The following is a 17,137-nucleotide window of genomic DNA, read 5'->3' as shown; positions in this document are numbered from 1 at the left end:
AAAATTGCACAAAAGTTCAATGAAAAATAATAAGAGGTGTATGATATTTGGTAGAGAAGATTAAAAAAGAATGGTTTTCAAATGTTAAGAGTGATATATTGGCAGGAATCGTTGTGGCATTAGCATTGATTCCTGAAGCGATAGCATTTTCAATAATTGCAGGAGTAGATCCAATGGTTGGTCTATATGCATCATTTTGTATCGCAGTCGTAATTGCATTCGTGGGTGGTCGTCCCGGAATGATATCAGCTGCAACTGGCGCCATGGCATTGGTAATGATTCCGCTGATAAAAGAACATGGAGTAAATTATTTGTTTGCAGCGACCATTTTGACAGGGATCATACAGGTGGTTTTTGGTATGTTTAAAGTATCAAGTATAATGAAGTTTATTCCAAGAGCCGTCATGATCGGTTTTGTAAATGCACTGGCAATATTGATCTTCATGGCACAGGTGCCGCACTTTATTGGGATTTCCGCTTTGACATATGCTTTTGTAGCCATCACACTGGCGATAGTTTATATTTTACCCAGATTTATAAAAGCGATCCCGGCACCACTGATAGCTATTGTTCTGCTAACGGCCGTATCCATATATATGAGGCTTGATTTGGGAAAAGTCGGAGACTTGGGATCTATCACAAAAGCACTGCCCATATTCTCGATGCCCGTGGTTCCATTTACATTCGAGACCATTAGAATAATTTTTCCATATTCCATTGCTCTAGCGATAGTAGGTCTTTTGGAATCCCTGCTGACATCATCCATTGTAGACGATATGACGGAAACGGAAAGCAACAAAGACAAAGAGGCCAAAGGCCAGGGCATTGCAAATATCGTTACAGGTTTTTTTGGGGGCATGGCAGGATGTGCAATGATAGGGCAATCTGTGATCAATGTTAAATCGGGGGGAAGAGGAAGGTTATCAACTCTTGTCGCAGGAATGTTTTTGATGTTCTTGATCATCGTGTTGGGTGATCTCGTAGTTCAAATTCCCATGCCCGTCCTTGTAGGGATCATGATCATGGTATCCATTGGAACGTTTGACTGGTCATCATTTTCATATTTGCAAAAGGCTCCAAAAAGCGATGCGATAGTAATGTTTGCGACTGTACTGATAGTGGTGGTTACCCATGACTTATCCAAAGGTGTTATGGCGGGAGTAGTCTTGAGCGCATTATTTTTTGTTGCAAAAATTTCGAAGATAGAGATAATGAAACAAAATACAAACAAAAACACCCTGTTCAGCATCAACGGTCCGCTGTTTTTTGCATCAGTTGAAGGGTTTGTCGGGTCATTCGACTTCAGCGTCAAGGATACCCATATCATCATCGACTTTTCAAATGCACATATTTGGGATGATTCCGCTGTTGCGGCAATTGACAAGGTTGTACTTAAACATTATGCTAACAATAACAAAGTGACTATCCAAGGTCTTAACACCAGCAGTAAAAAGTTGATAGACAGGTTGGCTGTTTATAATAATCCAAATGCAAAATTATCTTCGCACTAATATAGTATGGGGGATGAGCAAATGTACAGAAAAATCTTGGTGGCTGTAGATGGTTCTGAAAATTCAACTAGAGCTACACTGGAAGCCATAGACATTGCATCGCTGATCGACGGCAGTTCTATAGAGATCCTTTTAGTGATCAATTTTGAACAATCGAAAAATGAAGTTGTGCATTCTCACGGGAAAGAAGAGCTGGAAGTGATCCGACACAAGAAAATTTCGCACATCGAAGAGATCTTGAAAAATAGTCATGTATCATACGAAATCAAGATACTCCATGGGGACCCGGGTGAAATAATTGTGGACCAGGCTGATAAAGGAAAATTCGACCTGGTAGTCGTCGGCAGTCGCGGTCTCAACTTATTGCAGGAAGTGGTATTGGGCAGTGTAAGTCACAAAGTGTCAAAAAAAGTGCACTGCCCGGTACTGATCGTAAAATAAATTACCATCCGATTTTTGGATTCTGTACCATCAGTTGATTTTTAGCATCAAATATTTTTGGTTGATATAACCAATATGCAGTGCTATAATTGAATAGAAAATTGTAAAAAAGAATTTGAACAATACTTCTCCGAGTTGAAGTCCTAAGGAAATGTCTAGGGACGTAGACCGTCAGGGTTTAGTTGGAAACGGCTGGGCCTCCCCATTTGGAAAGGAGATCGATGGTTTTGTTTTTTATGTAAACCTTTCCTGATGGGAAGGTTTTTTTGTTTATCCGCACTTATACTTTTGGGTGCAATAATATATTATAAGGAGATGGATTTATGAAAACAATCAAAAAAATCTTGGCACTTTTATTGGTATGCCTTCTGATGGCGGGAGGTACAGTTGTAGCTTCAGGAGATGGTAGCGGTGGAGGACAGGAAGATCCCTTGGAGTTGGTAACCACCAGTGTTGAAAATGGTGCGGAATCTGTCGCATTGGACACGTCGATAAGATTGGAGTTTAACAAGAATGTTACTTTTGATACGGTTCGCGAATCGAATATCCAGGCATTCTCAGTTAAGGATCAAGACGGCAATGCAGTTGAGATTGAAGTCGTGCTTGCCGAATCGGTTAACAAAGATGAAAGAAATTTTGCAAATATTGAATTTGCAGAGGAATTAAGAGCCGGAATGTCCTACACTTTGATAGTGGATACCGCATTGGAGAGTAAATCCGGTGATAAAATGGCCGAACCTTTGGAAATAACCTTTACGACACAATCAGATTCTGACGATCAATCGGGAGTAGGTGATCAAGAACCAGAAAACCAGGATTCGCAAGAAGACAACCCTTCATTGATCATATTTTTTGTGGGTATTGGAGCGGTAGTTGCCTTTGCCGGATTTAAACTTTACAAGCGACAAAATAATTGACACTGACGCTATGGAGGGATGATACTCTCCATAGCTGTTTTTGGGGGTAAATATATGAGCCGGACAATAGCAAAGAAGTGGTTGGTAAGATCTATAATTCTGCTTCTTCCCATAAGTGCCATGTTTTTGACTTTGTTTGTAGGGAGATATCATATCGGTTTTTTTGACGTACTCTCAATTATCGCTCCATGGAATAGCGGCGACCAATATTCATCGGATCAACTCTGGACTATCATTTTCCAGTTGCGATTGCCAAGAGCGATTGCAGGAGCAATGATCGGAGCTTCATTGGCTGTAAGCGGAGCTGCGTATCAAGGTGTATTTCGAAACCCCTTGGTCAATTCAGGTATTTTGGGTGTGTCAAGCGGTGCAAGTTTTGGCGCATCTTTGGCTATAGTGGTTTTTGGTGGAGGGTATCTCAATTATCTGTTGTCGTTCGTATTCGGCGTGGCTGCAGTACTTCTTGCATATTTGGCAGGAAGAATTTACGGATCTGCACCTACTATTACATTGGTACTGGGTGGTGTGGTCGTATCGAGCTTTTTCAGTGCTTTTACATCCATGTTGAAATATGTTGCCGATCCATACTCTGAACTGCCTGCACTTACATTTTGGACCATGGGAAGCCTCTCATCTATTGGGTACAAGCATTTTTGGGCTTTTATTCCAATAATTGCTGGAGTTGGGATCATATACCTTTCTCGTTGGAAGATAAATATTTTATCCATGGGTGACAAGGAAGCCGCCACGCTGGGTCTGGATGCAAAGTGGTACAAGGTTCTGATAATTGGTGGAGCTACCTTGTCTACAAGCTCGGCTGTATGCATAAGTGGGACAATAGGATGGATCGGATTGATCGTTCCACATATTTGCAGAATGATAGTCGGCAATGACAATACAAAGCTCATTCCATGGAGCATGTCCTTGGGAGCTACATTTTTGATATTAATAGATACTTTGTCCCGATCTATAAGCACATCTGAAATCCCCATAGGAATACTCACTGCGATTTTGGGGACGCCATTTTTTGTTTATCTGCTGAAGAAGACTAAAGGAGGGGGATGGAAATGAACGGGATATTAAGTGTTTGTGACCTTTCTTTTTCGTACCCTGAAAAAGATGTAGTCAAAAATGTCACATTTGATATGGGACAAGGCGATGTGGTATGTTTGATGGGGCCCAACGGTTGCGGGAAAACTACTCTGCTTGACAACATCATGTCTATTCATCAAGCTTCAAAAGGTGAAATATTTTTGATGGAAAAACCGCTGTCAAAATACAATAGGAGAGATGTTGCAAAACACATGGCCTATGTGCCGCAGATTCACCAGGTTGTTTTTCCATATACGGTAGAACAGATCGTTATGATGGGAAGAACGGCTCATGTCGGCCAGCTTGGTGAACCGGGAATAAAGGATATGGAAAATTGCCGAAAAGCAATGGAGATGGTGGGGATCTCAGATTTTGCAAAGAAGCCCTACAACCAGTTGTCCGGCGGTGAAATCAAGCTGGTGCTTTTGGCACGAGCCTTGAGTCAACAGGCAAGGTTACTGGTGATGGATGAACCCACTGCCAATTTGGATTTCAAAAATGAGCTGGTATTTCTTGAAACCATTGTAAAACTTAACATGATGGACAAGCTGTCTATTCTTATTGCCACCCATTCACCGGTTCATGCATTCTACTTTCAGGAAAAAGGATTGAACGTGGAAGTCATAATGATGAGCGAAGGAGCAGTATACTCCAAAGGTAGTCCGGAACATGTGATAACAGAAGAAAATATTTCAAATGTTTACGGAGTAAGATCAAGAATCTTTAAAGAAATGTGTACGGATGGGTCATCAATTCGGAGCATGGCATTACTGGGCACATTGTAACATGACCATTTGAAAGGGGAGGTTTGATTGAACAAGATTTTTAAGATAAGTACACTGGCGCTAATAGCGGCAACGTTGTTTGTTGGTTGCGCACCTGGGAATGAAGGGCGTGAAAACCCAAAGCAGGACGTTGTGGTTGTTGTTGACAGCGTTGAGCGTGAGGTGGAGATACCGGCGGAACTTGATGCCATAGCCACCTTGGATCCGTTTGCAGGCCAGTGTGTAATAATGTATGGATACGGGGACATGATGCCTGCTACAATAAGTGGTGTGAAAAGGGACGTGCTGCTTCAAGAGATGTCTCCGACTTTGATAGATGCAGCTGTTGTTAAGGATAGCGGGGCCATGAATGCAGAAGCGGTCATGGCGCTTGACATAGATTTGATATTTGTCAAAAGTGACATGTATTTTAACGATGCGGAAAAAGACAAGTTGGAAAAAACAAACATTCCATATGTGGTTATAGATTATACAACCATGGAAGAGCAAATGGAGGCTTTTTTACTTATAGGCACTGCACTCGGAGAAGTGGATGAGGCGCAAGAGATGATAGATTGGTATAATGACGCAATCAGTTGGGCTGAGAGCACAGCGGCTAAAGTTCCGCAGGAAGAAAGACCGGCACTTTACCATTCGGTGAACGAATCTTTGAGGACCGATGTAGAAGGAAGTCTCGAAGCTGAATGGATCGGTGTGACAGGAGTAAAAAACGTTTCATTGGAAGATAATCTTTTTCTAAACGAAGGCAAAACGTATACCAATCTTGAGCAGATATATTCATGGGATCCGGACATGATCATATGCAATGAAAGCGGTATAGATGACTTCATACTCTCTGACCCGAAATGGCAGGGATTGCGCGCGGTAAAAGATGGTCGAGTTTATCAGATACCAATCGGGGTTTCGCGGTGGGGACATCCCAGCAGCACGGAGACATCTCTGGGAATATTGTGGCTCACAGATCTTATATATAAAGAAAACATTGGAGATTTTGATTTAAAAGAAAAAGTTGGAAGCTATTACAGAAGATTTTATGATTATGAAATGACTGATGAGATCTATGAAAAAATCCTGTCTGGAGACGGTATTCGAGCTCCGGCACCAAATTAGGGAGGCTTACATATGAATGCTTTGATTTGTATAGATGATACGGATAACCTGGATAGCATAGGCACTGGAGAACTGCTGGAAAAGCTTTGCTTTGAGTTAAAAATCAAGAGCCTGGCCAGTGCAGGTTTTGTATCCCGACACCAATTATATGTTCATGAGGACATTCCATACACTTCACATAATAGCTCCATGTGCGCGAAGCTGGAAACTTCATGGGAATCGTGGGATCAGGTAGTTGGATTTTGTGAAAATTATCTTGAGAGGAATGCTGCCAAGGGTTCTGATCCGGGTTTGTGTTTTGTGCAGACTGACATGATTTCAGATTCGGCTAAACAAGAATTGATTTCATTTGGCAAAAGCGCCAAGGAAACAGTTCTTCATAAGAAAGCCGCCTATGACTTGGCTTCGATATATGGCAAAGAGATCCATCTGTCGGAGCATGGAGGTACCGGAGGAGGAGTTATAGGTGCATTGGCTGGATGTGGACTCAGGTTGTATGGAAGTGACGGCAGATTGAAGGGAAAAATCAAACCAGAAGACTCTCAAGGGATATGGCCAGCTGGAGAAATATGCGAAAAGTACGGATTTAGCCGTTTGATCACAGATGATTATTCAGACATAGATCCAAAAGATCCAGTTGCATTGATTCCCGAGATAAAGCCGATTTTATGGGAACATGAACCTGTAGTGATGGTAGAAGCGTGGAATGACTCGAGAGCGCCTTGGAAAATCATTTCAAAGAACGATCTGAATCGAAAGAGGATAGGAAGATGACGAAGTGGATATTCAAGGATGGCAGGAAAATATACAACGGAGGGCAAAATGATTACCATGCAGTTTCGGAATTGGCGATAAGTTGTGGTCGTTTCTCTGAAGATTACGAAGAGGAACGAATGGCCGAAGAAGATATAAGTTGTTATAACTGCAGATTTAGAAGGTGGATAGCCGACAGCTTCGAATGTATGAAAAATAATAGTTAAAAGTGGATGCCAAAGGATATTAGACTTTGGCATCCACTTTATTGGGGTCTGATTATTTTAAGGAATGTATCAACCACGAAAGAATCAAACTGAGAACCAGAATTTTTTGACAATTCATCCAAGGCTGCCTCCACAGTTTTTGTGGCTTGGTAAGATCGTTTTGCAGTCATGGCTTCAAAGGCATCGGCAACTGATATGATTCTTGAAAACAATGGGATTTCTTCACCTTTCAGACCTTCGGGATAACCGCTTCCGTCCCATCTCTCATGATGGTACAGAACTACTTCGGCAAGGGTTGCGTACTCGTCGACAGATTTTAGAATTTGGTATCCTATTTCCGGATGCCTTTTTATTATTTCGAATTCTTCTTCTGTCAGCCTTTCAGATTTATTTAAAAGTTCGGGAGGCACCATGATCTTCCCAATATCGTGGAGTACACCGGCAGTCTTTATATCTGCAACCTCGTCAGCTCTAAAATCCATTGCTATGGCGATAGCCTCGCAGTATTGGGATACCCTTTCAGTATGGATCTGCTCTTGGTCGTATTTAAAGTTGATGTTTCTAAGCACTGTTTCAATGGTTCTGCTTCGCATGGTTTTTCCGAATTTCATTTTGTCTTTATACATGTTGTTGTCGGCCAGCAGCATGATGTTTTCGAACTTTTCATCTTCTACATTTTTGGTTGCAAAACCTGTGGCCAATGATACGATAAGGGAATCAAGCTTCGCACACGAGGCTTCTGCATTTATGCGTCTTTTCAAATAAGTTGCTCCGGTCTCATTTACTCCGGGCAGTATCACGCAAAATTCATCTCCGCCCATCCTTCCGATAACTGCGCTATCGTCAAAGGTCCTTTTAAGAATATTTGAAACCAGCTTCAATAAATTATCCCCCATTTGATGCCCGTATGCATCGTTGGTCAATTTAAGTCCGTTTACATCCACGACCATGTAGGTCAGTGGAAAGTTTTCTTTTTTGTCCAATTGGGGAATAATATTTTCAATATATCTTCTGTTAAAAAGTCCCGTTAAATGGTCGTGAAAACTCAAAAACTCTATTTCTTTGATTTTTTCCCGCTTGTCGGTGAAATCTCTAAACACAATTACGACACCTGTTATATTTCCGTCCTTGTCTTTTATGGGGGCGGCACTGTCTTCGATGGGGATCTCCTTTTTGTCTTTAGATATCAAAATGGTATGATTGGCCATTTCGATTATGTTTCCCGTTTCCAGAACCTTTTGGGCGGGATTTTCACAAATTTTCCGGGTATTTTCATTTATGATATCAAGAACCAAATCCAGGGGTTTTCCGTATGCCTGGTTTTGAGACCACCCCGTAAGTTTTTCGGCTATGGGGTTCATCACTTTGATATTGCCGTTCTTGTCAGTTGATATGACTCCGTCACCAACGGATAGCAAAGTCGTTTTGAAGAGTTCCTTTTCTTCCAGTATGAGTTGTTCCATTTCCTTTTGTTCGTTTATTATTTCAGTATACACAACTATGCCGCCGGTTTTTCCACTTTTGTCATACCAGGGCCTGCACTCCCACCTGGTCCAGTCAACGGATCCGTCCTCCCTTACGTAGGGATCTTCTTCGGCACTTATAACTTCACCTTTTAAAGCCCTTTGGTGTACCTCCCTCCACTTATGAGGCAAGTCCGGAAATACATCGTAATGATGTCTGCCTATGACATCTTTTTCAGATACTCTGTACCGGTCCAGATATGTCTGGCTGACGTATAGATAATTCAAGTCTTTATCGTGAACGGCCACTGCGCTTCGATTGTGTTCGATGATGTATCTCATCAGATCGTGGGAATGCTCTAAAGCTTCACCGTACTGTTTTTTTTCAGTAATATCGATATGAGTACCCAACATCCACAAGGGTTTTCCGTCTTCTGTCCAGGTGACTACCTTGCCCCTGTCATCTATCCATATGTGGCTACCGTCCTTATGCAAAATTCTATATTCTACCTGATAATAAGAAGATTTTTTATTTAATGTATCGTTGATGGATTTCATTGCAATTTCAAGATCCTGGGGATGAACTAAATTTACCCAGGTGTCAAGATTGGTGGGTTCAAGTTCATTTTTGGAGTATCCCGCTATTTCAGCCCACCTTTCGTTGATGAACAATTGTCCAGTCTGTACATTCCACTCCCATGTCCCGGCATTAGTTCCGCTTATGATGTTTTCCAGTTTCAAATGTTCGCTTTTGATCCTGTTTCTTGATTCCATCAATTCGGTAACGTCTACATGTGTCCCCACAACTATTTTTGCGCTTTCAAGGTCTAGAAATTTACCTCTGGCTCTGATCCAGGACCAAGTGCCGCTAATTTTTTTAAGTCGAAAGTAGGCATCATAAGAAACTATCTGGTCATTTATCAAGAAGTTTTCAAAAGTACGCACAGCTTCGATTCGATCTTCGGGATGCAACAAATCTGTCCAGACAAGACTTAAGTTGTCATCTGTAAGGGGAAAATCATTTGGATCATATCCGAGCATGGTGAAATATTCGGGACTGCACCACTGATAATTGCGGTCAACGTGGTACTCCCATACTCCGATATTCGATATGGAGACAATGGATTCGTATTTTTCCCTGTTTAAATCCAAAGACGGTCTATCATTATTTTTTATCATACGTTCATTCTCTTTCAATACTATTCCTCCAACAGGCGCAAAATTGAACCGCAAAATAAATATTGTCGATTATATACCCCGAAATTTAACATCTAAAGAATGATTTGGTTTAGATGTTTTAATCTGACTTGACATAATAATAACATAAATCAGGGGTTATTTACCTTACTAAAATTGTAAACTTTAAATAAAATATAGCCCAATAGATATCGATCCAGCACTATTAGTACACTTTTGCAACTGTGGAAATGAAGTAAAGGGATGTTTAAGAAAGCTGTTAATTGAAAAAACGTATGGTTAAAAATTGATAAAAGCAAATAGTTTTATAAAACATCTTGACAATTCGGGGGTTTCAGAGTTAAAATAAACACATGAAACCGGTTACGGTACCGGTTGCATATAAATTATAAAAAATAAGCATGAGGTACATAAATCTATGAAATCCAGAATCAACATAACACAAATAGCAAAAATGGCTGGCGTATCAAAAACAACAGTATCTAGAGTATTGAATAATAAACCTGATGTGAAAGCTGAAAGCAGGGAAAAAATCGAGCGAATCATTAAGAAGTATAATTATTACCCTAATGCCTATGCAAAAGCAGTATCAAATAAAAAAAGCAATACAATATGCGCGGTGATTCCTCACGATGCCAGTTACGTATTTTCTAATCCTTATTACTCGGAAATACTTAGAGGCGTATCTCAAATGACAAATGCCAACAATTATCAATTGCTATTGTCTTTTTCTGATGATGGAAAATATGTAGATATTGCCAAAGAACAAAGAGCTGATGGAATAATCTTGATTAGTCCCAGTTGTGAGGATTATGATCAAATAGATGAATTGGTTGATATGGCCATGCCCTTGGTATCTGCTTCAAAAGTACTTAATAGCCAATTCGTTTGTCACATATGCGTTAATGATTCAAAAGGAGCATATTTGGCAACAGAGCATCTCTTGAATCTTGGGCATAAAAAAATTGGATTTATCAATGGACCATATAACTTGGCTAGTAGCCGAGACCGATATGAAGGTTATGCGAGTGCTTTAAAGCAAAAGGGTATTTCTGTCGATGAAACGTTTACTCAAGAGGGCAGAAATTCATTGGAAAGTGGATACGAATCTATGCAAAAACTATTAAAGAATGTAAACTTGACTGCTGTTGTTGTATCTAGTGATTTGATGGCTATTGGTGCCATCAAGGCGGTCAATGAGGCGGGTAAGAAAGTTCCAGATGATATTTCTATCGTTGGGTTTGATGACATTCCTTTTGCACCATATGTCAATCCGCCATTGACAACTATAAATCAAGATGCTTATTTTAAAGGAATGGCTGTAGCAGAAAAGTTGATTCAAATAATAAATAACGAAAATGTTGAATATAGAACAACTATGGATGTTGAATTGAAAATCCGTGAGTCTACAACTAGGTGTAAAGCATAATTTTTTTCCAGCCATTTTCGGAACCGGTTCCATAAATTGCGATTACTGGTTTTGAACTAAAAACAATCCAGCAAAATGAATTAAGGAAAGGAGCAATTGAATGAACGCAAAAGAAAGGGTTTTAACCGCGTACAGACATGAAGAAGCTGATCGCGTGCCAGTAGGAGAAATGCATATTATGTCTACTGTAGCAAGTGAAATTTTGGGGAGAGAAGCAATTACCGGGGAAGGAGGTTGGACAAAAAAGACTGCAATGCAATTGATCAATTCCGGAAATCGAGACGAATATGTTCAAAGGTTATGTCAAGATACTCTGGATGTATTTGTAAACAGCGGAATGGATTTGATTTGTACAGAATTGGATCCACCAAAGGAAAGTGAAGTTGAATATAGGGATATAACCGAAACTAGCTGGACAGAAGTAAACAAAGAGACTGGTTCTTGGGCTAAATTTGTATACAAAGAAGAAACTGACACAGTGCATGAAGTAGACTCATTAGAAAAACAAGGTGAGGAATATGATGCAATTGAGCGTCATGTCGATCATATGGGAAAAAAGGGGTTTAAAATAGATGACAGCTGCTTTGAATCTACTAAGTTCATGGTGGACAAGGTAGGCAATGAGATGTTTCTTATGGCAAAGGTTCCTGATTTAATTCCTTCTTACAGAAGTTTCTATACAAAGTTTATGGAAATCATGTACACAGAGCCGGAATTGGCACATCGATTATGTGATACATATTTGAAGTACTCGATGGAAGTAGTAAAAAAATACGTCGAAATTGGCATGGACTGTGTAATGATAGCAACAGACTGGGCTGGTAGCATAGGACCATTGTTTGCTCCCAATATCATAAGAGAGTACTTGATTCCACAAATTAACGCTATAGGAGATTACTGTCATGAGAACGGAGTCCTAGTGCTAAAACACACAGATGGGAATATTATGCAGTTTGCTGACGACTTCTTTGATATGAACATCGACGGGTACCAGAGTGTAGATCCTGGTGCTGGGATGGACATAGGTTATATTAAAGAGAAATACGGAGATAAGGTTTTGCTTATGGGGAATGTTGACTGTGCTAGAACATTGCCTTATGGAACGACGGAAGAGGTAATTAAAGCAACTAAAGATTGTATAAGTGCCGCATCAAGAGGTGGTGGTCATATCCTATCTAGTTCAAATACTATCGGATATCCAACTAAGGCAAAAAACTTTTTGACAATGGTTGAAACGGTGTACAAATACGGAAAGTATCCCTTGGAGATTTGATTTGTTCATCAAACTCATGTTGGTAGCGAAGTCAAGGCTTCGAATCCAAATATATTAAAGGAGGAAAAAAAGTGGAAAAGGTAAGAAGGTTATTGAGTATTTTGTTGGTAGTAGCAATGTTGTTTTCTCTTGTAGCATGCGGTAATAGTGGAGATAACGGTGATGGAACCGACGGTGAAAATGGTGACAATGGCAACGAAGTAGAACCGGTTGTTTTGAAGTTCAACTCCGTAAAAGCTGCAACCGACCCTGAGAATGATAGATGGGAAGACTTTTTTGATCGAATTTCTACAGAGTCTAGTGGAACAGTGGAGACAGAAATGTATTATAGCGAGTCATTAGGAAAAACAGTGGATATGATTGAAGCAATATCTCAAGGGGCGCCTATTCTTCAAGATTGTGACACAACTCACTTGTCAGATTATGTTCCAGATTTCTCGATCTTCATGCATCCTTATTTGTTTGAAAGTCCAGAGCAAATCAAGCAACTGTGGAAATCGGAAGTTGGACAAAGAATGGTATCAGATTTAGAAGAAGAAGGTTTGCATCTTGTAACCCTGGTTTATTTTGGTACTAGACATTTGATTTCGAATTCTGAAGTAGTGACTCGTGACGATACAAAAGATTTGCTGATCAGATGCGCACCTACAAAGATGTGGAACCAGGTAGCTTTAACACTAGGGGGAAATCCTACAAACACTGCTTGGAGTGAAGTATATAATGCCCTTAGTCAAGGTGTTGCTGACGCTGCCGAATCTCCATTGTCACTGCTTTATACTGCTAAGCTTTATGAGCCATGCAAAAATATTTCCTTAACAGGTCATCTTATTGCAAGTACAGCGATAGTAATGTCTCAAGATGTTTACGAATCATTAGATCCTGCAGCTCAAGCCGCTATCGACAAATTAGGTGCTGAAGAGCCAGATGTAGCAATCCAAGCCGTACAGAGTCTAGAAGGCGACTACAGGGCAAAATTAGAAGCTGAAGGAGTAAAGTTTAACGAAGTTGAAAGAGATGCTTTTGTTGAGTCTTCTAAAAAAGTAAGCAGTGAGTTTCCAGAATGGACTCCAGGCTTGTATGACAGCGTTATGGAAGCATTGAATTAATTAATAATGACGATTTACAGGAGTTTTAAACTCCTGTAAATCGGTTTATAAAACATTGGATTCTCAAACCGGTTTTGATAAGGAGAATTAAAATGAAGAGATTTTTTGAAAATTTTGAATTTGTGGTTGCGAGCATTGCTTTTGTTTTTATGATATTGTTCGTGTCTTTAAACGTTTTTACCCGTTACATCATTGGTTATTCCATGTCTTTTTCCGAGGAAGTTGCATACTTATCCTTTACTTATGTTGTGTTCTTTGGAATATGTATGCTTTTTAAATACCAAGCATTAGTTGCTATCGACGTACTTGTAGAAAGATTTCCGGAGAAAGTTCAGAAGTTTGTTGAAGTTTTTATTTATGCTTTTTTAACTGTGGTCAATGCTATTTTGATTTATTATAGTGTGATTTTAACAGTGCAGGCATGGGGGCGACCGACGGCTTCTTTGAGAATACCGTATTCATTTGTTGATGCTCCAGCAGTTTATGCTTTTACGGTCATGTTCGTATATTCGGTGCGTTTTTTGATCGAAGCTATTAGAAATCTGCGTTCTGATAATATATCAGTTGAGTAGTCTACAGCGACTTAAGTCGAGAAAGGAGTCATCGTGGAATTTGAAGTATATATTCCGATTATAGTCTTGTTCATCTTGTTATTTTTGAAAGTGCCTGTAGCTTTTTCCATGATCGGAGCTACTCTGGTTTATTTTCTTTATGTAGGTACTACTATGCCGACTGCAATGATCGTCCAAAGATTGATTGCTTCGTGTGAGTCATTTACATACCTTGCGATACCTTTTTTTGCAAGTGCGGGAGTTGTATTTAATTATTCAGGTATTACATCTCGATTAATGAATCTGGCCAATTTGATTGTGGGTAGATACACAGGCGGATTGGCTCAGGTAAATGTAGTTTTGAGTGCGATGATGGGTGGTTTATCCGGCTCAGCAAATGCAGATGCTGCGATGCAGTCCAAGATGTTAGTGCCGGAAATGGAAAGACTAGGATATAGTCGCGCTTTTTCATCAGTTGTTACTGCCGCATCTTCATGCATTACTCCAATAATCCCGCCTGGGATCATTTTGATCCTTTATGCCACTGCGTCAAATGTTTCTATCGCAAAAATGTTTATGGCTGGATATATTCCAGGTGCAATTGTAATGGGTTCTTTGATGTTGGTAGTTTATTTGATTTCGAAAAATAGAGGCTATAAGCCTGCAACAGTGGAAAAAGTATCACTTGGAAAATTTGCAAAAAGTTTTGTAGAATCCCTTTGGGCATTGTTTTTGCCATTCGGCATAATCATGGGTTTACGTTTCGGAGTATTCACTCCTACCGAGGCCGGCGCAATAAGCGTACTATATTCTATTTTTGTAGGTGCATTTATTTACAAAGAGCTGAAGTGGAAGGATGCTAAAAATATTTTATTGGAAAGCATTGAGGCTACAGCCGGAGTTATGTTTATTATCGCAGCAGCTAATGCATTTGGAATTTATCTTTCCTGGGAAAGAATCCCAATCTTGGTTTCAGAAGCTTTGATTGCTAATATATCGAGTCCAGTCGTACTCCTTTTGGTGATAAATGTATTGCTATTGATCGTAGGTATGTTTTTTGAGGGTGGAGCGGCTATGATTCTTTTGGCTCCATTACTTGTTCCTGCAGTTCAGGCACTGGGAATTGATTTGGTGCACTTTGGAATAGTTATGTGTCTGAATCTTACTATCGCAGGATTTACACCACCGTTTGGATCAATGATGTATGTGACTTTATCTATTACAGGTGTCCGTGCAACGGACTATATGAGAGAGTCTTTACCTTTTATATTTGTTCTAGTGATATCGTTGCTTTTAGTTACTTTGGTACCTCAAATTACGCTCTTTATACCTAATTGGTTGATGGGATGAAAAATAACTAATAATGGAGGAATATATGAAAGCTTTTTATATAGTGGAACCATTCAAACTGGAAATGCGAGAAATAGATAAACCAAAGTTGAAAAGTTCAGAGGATGTTTTAGTCCAGGTGATGCGCGGGGGGATATGTGGTTCGGATATGCACAATTACCATGGAGTTTCCAGCGGAATTGCTTACCCATTGATTGCAGGTCATGAAATGGCAGGTAAAGTGGTGGAAGTTGGAGAAAATGCTAAAGATTTTGCCCCAGGAGATCATGTAATAATGAATCCGGTTATAGCTTGTGGAGAATGTTACCCATGCTCTATCGGAAGGGAAAATGTATGTGAGAATCTAAAAGCTAGAGGTGCTCACCATGACGGATGTTTTTCAGAATTTATAGTGATAAACAGAAATAGGCTGCACAAAATTTCTAAAGAAATTTCTTGGGATATTGCTGCTTTGGTTGAGCCGTTTACAATTGCAGGTCACTCCACTTCACTTGCAAATGTACATGAAGGAGATGTAGTTTATATAGCTGGAGCGGGGCCCATTGGAATTTGTATCGCCATGGTTTGCAAAATGCTTGGGGCCACAGTCATTATATCTGACTTAGTACAGGAAAGATTAGATTTAGCCAAGATCCAGGGGGCAGATTTTATAGTCAATTCCAACATGAATTCTGTAGAACAAGTATTAATGGACAACGACTTGCATGGTATTACTGTCGCAATAGATGCAGCAGGGGTACCTGAGATTTTCGTTTCGTTCTTTGATTTGGTATTGCCCGCTGGGCGGATCGTTTCTTTAGGATTTTCCGATAAACCGGTTCCTTTCAAGCAAGTCCAAATTACAAAAAAGGAATTGTCGATATTCGGTTCGAGACTCAGTGCGAATCAGTTCCCGAGGGTCATTGAATGGTTTGAAAAAGGCTTGATCGATCCACGACCATTAATAAGCAATATATTTGATTTTGACGATGCAGCTAAAGCAATCGAAGAGGTTGATAAGAATCCTTCGACAAACTGCAAAGTACTGTTGAAGTTTAAAGATTAGTTTTTCATCAATTATATGATATATGAAAGGATCGGATTATGTATTTGAATTTTGAAGGCATGTCGGCAGTTGTCACCGGGGCAGGCGGGGTACTGTGCAGTGAGATGGCAAAAGGATTGGGTGAAAACGGATTTACTGTAGCTCTTTTAGATATAGATTTGGATGCTGCGGAAAGTGTTGCCAAGGGAATCAATGAAAGTGGTGGTAAAGCACAAGCTTTTTACTGTGACGTTCTTGATAAAGAAAGTGTAAAAAAATCAGCATCACTGGTTGAAGAAGCCATTGGACCTATAAGGGTGTTGGTCAATGGAGCAGGCGGGAATAATGAGAGAGGGAATACAACAGAACATATGACTCCTAAAGATTTAGAAAACCCTGACCTCAATGATAAAAATTTGTTCAAGTTGGATCCGGATGGGTTTAGATTTGTTTTGGATTTAAATTTAATGGGAGCTTTTATTCCGACGCAAGCATTTTTACCACAATTATCCAAACATGAAGATGCTTCAGTCATAAACATAGCTTCAATGGCATCTTATCGACCGATGACTCAAGTGCCAGCATACTCGGCAGCAAAAGCAGCTGTGAGTAATTTGACGCAGTTTTTGGCGGTTCACCTAGCACCTGTTAATATTCGAGTTAATGCAATAGCTCCAGGATATTTCTTGACTAAACAAAGCGAGAAGCTTTTGACGAATCCGGATGGAACCCTGACTAGTCGCTCACAAAGAGTCATTAATCATTCCCCATCAGGTCGATATGGTAAACCGAAAGAATTAGTGGGGACGTTATTATATCTTTGTGATAAGGAAATGTCGGGATTTGTGACTGGCGTGGTGATTCCTGTAGACGGAGGCTTCATTGCCTATTCAGGAGTATAGCAAAAA

The 17,137-nt window shown here is 40.0% G+C and carries 16 protein-coding genes and 1 riboswitch; of the genes, 15 read left to right on the top strand and 1 reads right to left on the bottom strand.

Features of this window, described 5'->3' with window-relative positions; all coding sequences use genetic code 11:
- The first annotated feature begins 47 nt into the window (after positions 1-47).
- The 8 genes from IWB18_RS09235 to IWB18_RS09200 all read left to right on the top strand — a co-directional run bounded on the left by IWB18_RS09235 (position 48) and on the right by IWB18_RS09200 (position 6,836).
- Positions 48-1,511 (top strand): SulP family inorganic anion transporter, encoded by a 1,464-nt coding sequence (locus tag IWB18_RS09235; RefSeq protein WP_195683336.1) that lies wholly within the window; start codon positions 48-50, stop codon positions 1,509-1,511.
- A gap of 21 nt (positions 1,512-1,532) precedes the next feature.
- The gene (locus tag IWB18_RS09230) at positions 1,533-1,952 is read left to right on the top strand and encodes a universal stress protein (protein ID WP_195683335.1); all 420 of its coding nucleotides are present in this window, start codon (positions 1,533-1,535) and stop codon (positions 1,950-1,952) included.
- A 116-nt stretch (positions 1,953-2,068) separates the two neighbouring features.
- A riboswitch (molybdenum cofactor riboswitch) is annotated at positions 2,069-2,185 on the top strand.
- Between the two features lie 90 nt (positions 2,186-2,275).
- Positions 2,276-2,869, top strand: a complete 594-nt coding sequence (locus IWB18_RS09225; RefSeq protein WP_195683334.1) for an Ig-like domain-containing protein — start codon at positions 2,276-2,278, stop codon at positions 2,867-2,869.
- 54 nt (positions 2,870-2,923) lie between these two features.
- On the top strand, positions 2,924-3,940 hold the full coding sequence (locus tag IWB18_RS09220) for a FecCD family ABC transporter permease (RefSeq protein WP_195683333.1): 1,017 nt from the start codon (positions 2,924-2,926) through the stop codon (positions 3,938-3,940).
- The gene (locus IWB18_RS09215; RefSeq protein ID WP_195683332.1) at positions 3,937-4,746 is read left to right on the top strand and encodes an ABC transporter ATP-binding protein; all 810 of its coding nucleotides are present in this window, start codon (positions 3,937-3,939) and stop codon (positions 4,744-4,746) included. The genes IWB18_RS09220 and IWB18_RS09215 overlap by 4 nt, the downstream gene beginning before the upstream one ends.
- A gap of 27 nt (positions 4,747-4,773) precedes the next feature.
- Complete coding sequence (locus tag IWB18_RS09210) at positions 4,774-5,856, top strand: ABC transporter substrate-binding protein (RefSeq protein ID WP_195683331.1); 1,083 nt, start codon at positions 4,774-4,776, stop codon at positions 5,854-5,856.
- A 12-nt stretch (positions 5,857-5,868) separates the two neighbouring features.
- A complete protein-coding gene (locus IWB18_RS09205) occupies positions 5,869-6,630 on the top strand; it encodes a hypothetical protein (RefSeq protein WP_195683330.1) in 762 nt (253 codons plus the stop codon).
- Positions 6,627-6,836, top strand: a complete 210-nt coding sequence (locus tag IWB18_RS09200) for a hypothetical protein (RefSeq protein WP_195683329.1) — start codon at positions 6,627-6,629, stop codon at positions 6,834-6,836. Before IWB18_RS09205 ends, IWB18_RS09200 begins: the two co-directional genes overlap by 4 nt.
- A gap of 38 nt (positions 6,837-6,874) precedes the next feature.
- On the opposite strand, the gene IWB18_RS09195 is transcribed toward IWB18_RS09200, so the two are convergent.
- Entirely contained in the window at positions 6,875-9,496 is a 2,622-nt protein-coding gene (locus IWB18_RS09195; protein ID WP_195683328.1) for a PAS domain-containing protein, read from the bottom strand.
- 418 nt (positions 9,497-9,914) lie between these two features.
- Here IWB18_RS09195 and IWB18_RS09190 point away from each other — a divergent pair, with 418 nt between their 5' ends.
- The 7 genes from IWB18_RS09190 (at position 9,915) to IWB18_RS09160 (ending at position 17,131) form a co-directional block, all read left to right on the top strand.
- The gene (locus tag IWB18_RS09190) at positions 9,915-10,925 is read left to right on the top strand and encodes a LacI family DNA-binding transcriptional regulator (RefSeq protein WP_195683327.1); all 1,011 of its coding nucleotides are present in this window, start codon (positions 9,915-9,917) and stop codon (positions 10,923-10,925) included.
- A gap of 100 nt (positions 10,926-11,025) precedes the next feature.
- Positions 11,026-12,198 carry a uroporphyrinogen decarboxylase family protein gene (locus IWB18_RS09185; RefSeq protein ID WP_195683326.1) on the top strand — a complete coding sequence of 391 codons (1,173 nt, stop codon included), beginning with the start codon at positions 11,026-11,028 and terminating at the stop codon, positions 12,196-12,198.
- A gap of 71 nt (positions 12,199-12,269) precedes the next feature.
- Positions 12,270-13,304, top strand: coding sequence for a TRAP transporter substrate-binding protein DctP (gene dctP / locus IWB18_RS09180; RefSeq protein ID WP_195683325.1), 1,035 nt, complete (start codon positions 12,270-12,272; stop codon positions 13,302-13,304).
- A 92-nt stretch (positions 13,305-13,396) separates the two neighbouring features.
- On the top strand, positions 13,397-13,876 hold the full coding sequence (locus IWB18_RS09175) for a TRAP transporter small permease (protein WP_195683324.1): 480 nt from the start codon (positions 13,397-13,399) through the stop codon (positions 13,874-13,876).
- Between the two features lie 33 nt (positions 13,877-13,909).
- On the top strand, positions 13,910-15,205 hold the full coding sequence (locus IWB18_RS09170; RefSeq protein ID WP_195683323.1) for a TRAP transporter large permease: 1,296 nt from the start codon (positions 13,910-13,912) through the stop codon (positions 15,203-15,205).
- Between the two features lie 25 nt (positions 15,206-15,230).
- Positions 15,231-16,250, top strand: a complete 1,020-nt coding sequence (locus IWB18_RS09165) for a zinc-binding alcohol dehydrogenase family protein (protein ID WP_195683322.1) — start codon at positions 15,231-15,233, stop codon at positions 16,248-16,250.
- 38 nt (positions 16,251-16,288) lie between these two features.
- Entirely contained in the window at positions 16,289-17,131 is an 843-nt protein-coding gene (locus tag IWB18_RS09160) for an SDR family oxidoreductase (RefSeq protein ID WP_195683321.1), read from the top strand.
- The last annotated feature ends 6 nt before the right edge of the window (positions 17,132-17,137 follow it).

The organism is Alkalibacter mobilis, from assembly GCF_015594845.1.
GTDB lineage: Bacteria > Bacillota > Clostridia > Eubacteriales > Alkalibacteraceae > Alkalibacter > Alkalibacter mobilis.
Note: the sequence above shows the minus strand (reverse complement) of the source record. Positions and strands in the feature narration are given on the sequence as shown.

Excerpts from the sequence above, each read along its gene's own strand:
- IWB18_RS09230 (WP_195683335.1), top strand. The coding sequence starts at position 1,533 with ATGTACAGAAAAATCTTGGTGGCTGTAGATGGTTCTGAAAATTCAACT.
- IWB18_RS09225 (WP_195683334.1), top strand. The coding sequence starts at position 2,276 with ATGAAAACAATCAAAAAAATCTTGGCACTTTTATTGGTATGCCTTCTG.
- IWB18_RS09220 (WP_195683333.1), top strand. The coding sequence starts at position 2,924 with ATGAGCCGGACAATAGCAAAGAAGTGGTTGGTAAGATCTATAATTCTG.
- IWB18_RS09215 (WP_195683332.1), top strand. The coding sequence starts at position 3,937 with ATGAACGGGATATTAAGTGTTTGTGACCTTTCTTTTTCGTACCCTGAA.
- IWB18_RS09205 (WP_195683330.1), top strand. The coding sequence starts at position 5,869 with ATGAATGCTTTGATTTGTATAGATGATACGGATAACCTGGATAGCATA.
- IWB18_RS09200 (WP_195683329.1), top strand. The coding sequence starts at position 6,627 with ATGACGAAGTGGATATTCAAGGATGGCAGGAAAATATACAACGGAGGG.
- IWB18_RS09190 (WP_195683327.1), top strand. The coding sequence starts at position 9,915 with ATGAAATCCAGAATCAACATAACACAAATAGCAAAAATGGCTGGCGTA.
- IWB18_RS09185 (WP_195683326.1), top strand. The coding sequence starts at position 11,026 with ATGAACGCAAAAGAAAGGGTTTTAACCGCGTACAGACATGAAGAAGCT.
- IWB18_RS09175 (WP_195683324.1), top strand. The coding sequence starts at position 13,397 with ATGAAGAGATTTTTTGAAAATTTTGAATTTGTGGTTGCGAGCATTGCT.
- IWB18_RS09165 (WP_195683322.1), top strand. The coding sequence starts at position 15,231 with ATGAAAGCTTTTTATATAGTGGAACCATTCAAACTGGAAATGCGAGAA.
- IWB18_RS09160 (WP_195683321.1), top strand. The coding sequence starts at position 16,289 with ATGTATTTGAATTTTGAAGGCATGTCGGCAGTTGTCACCGGGGCAGGC.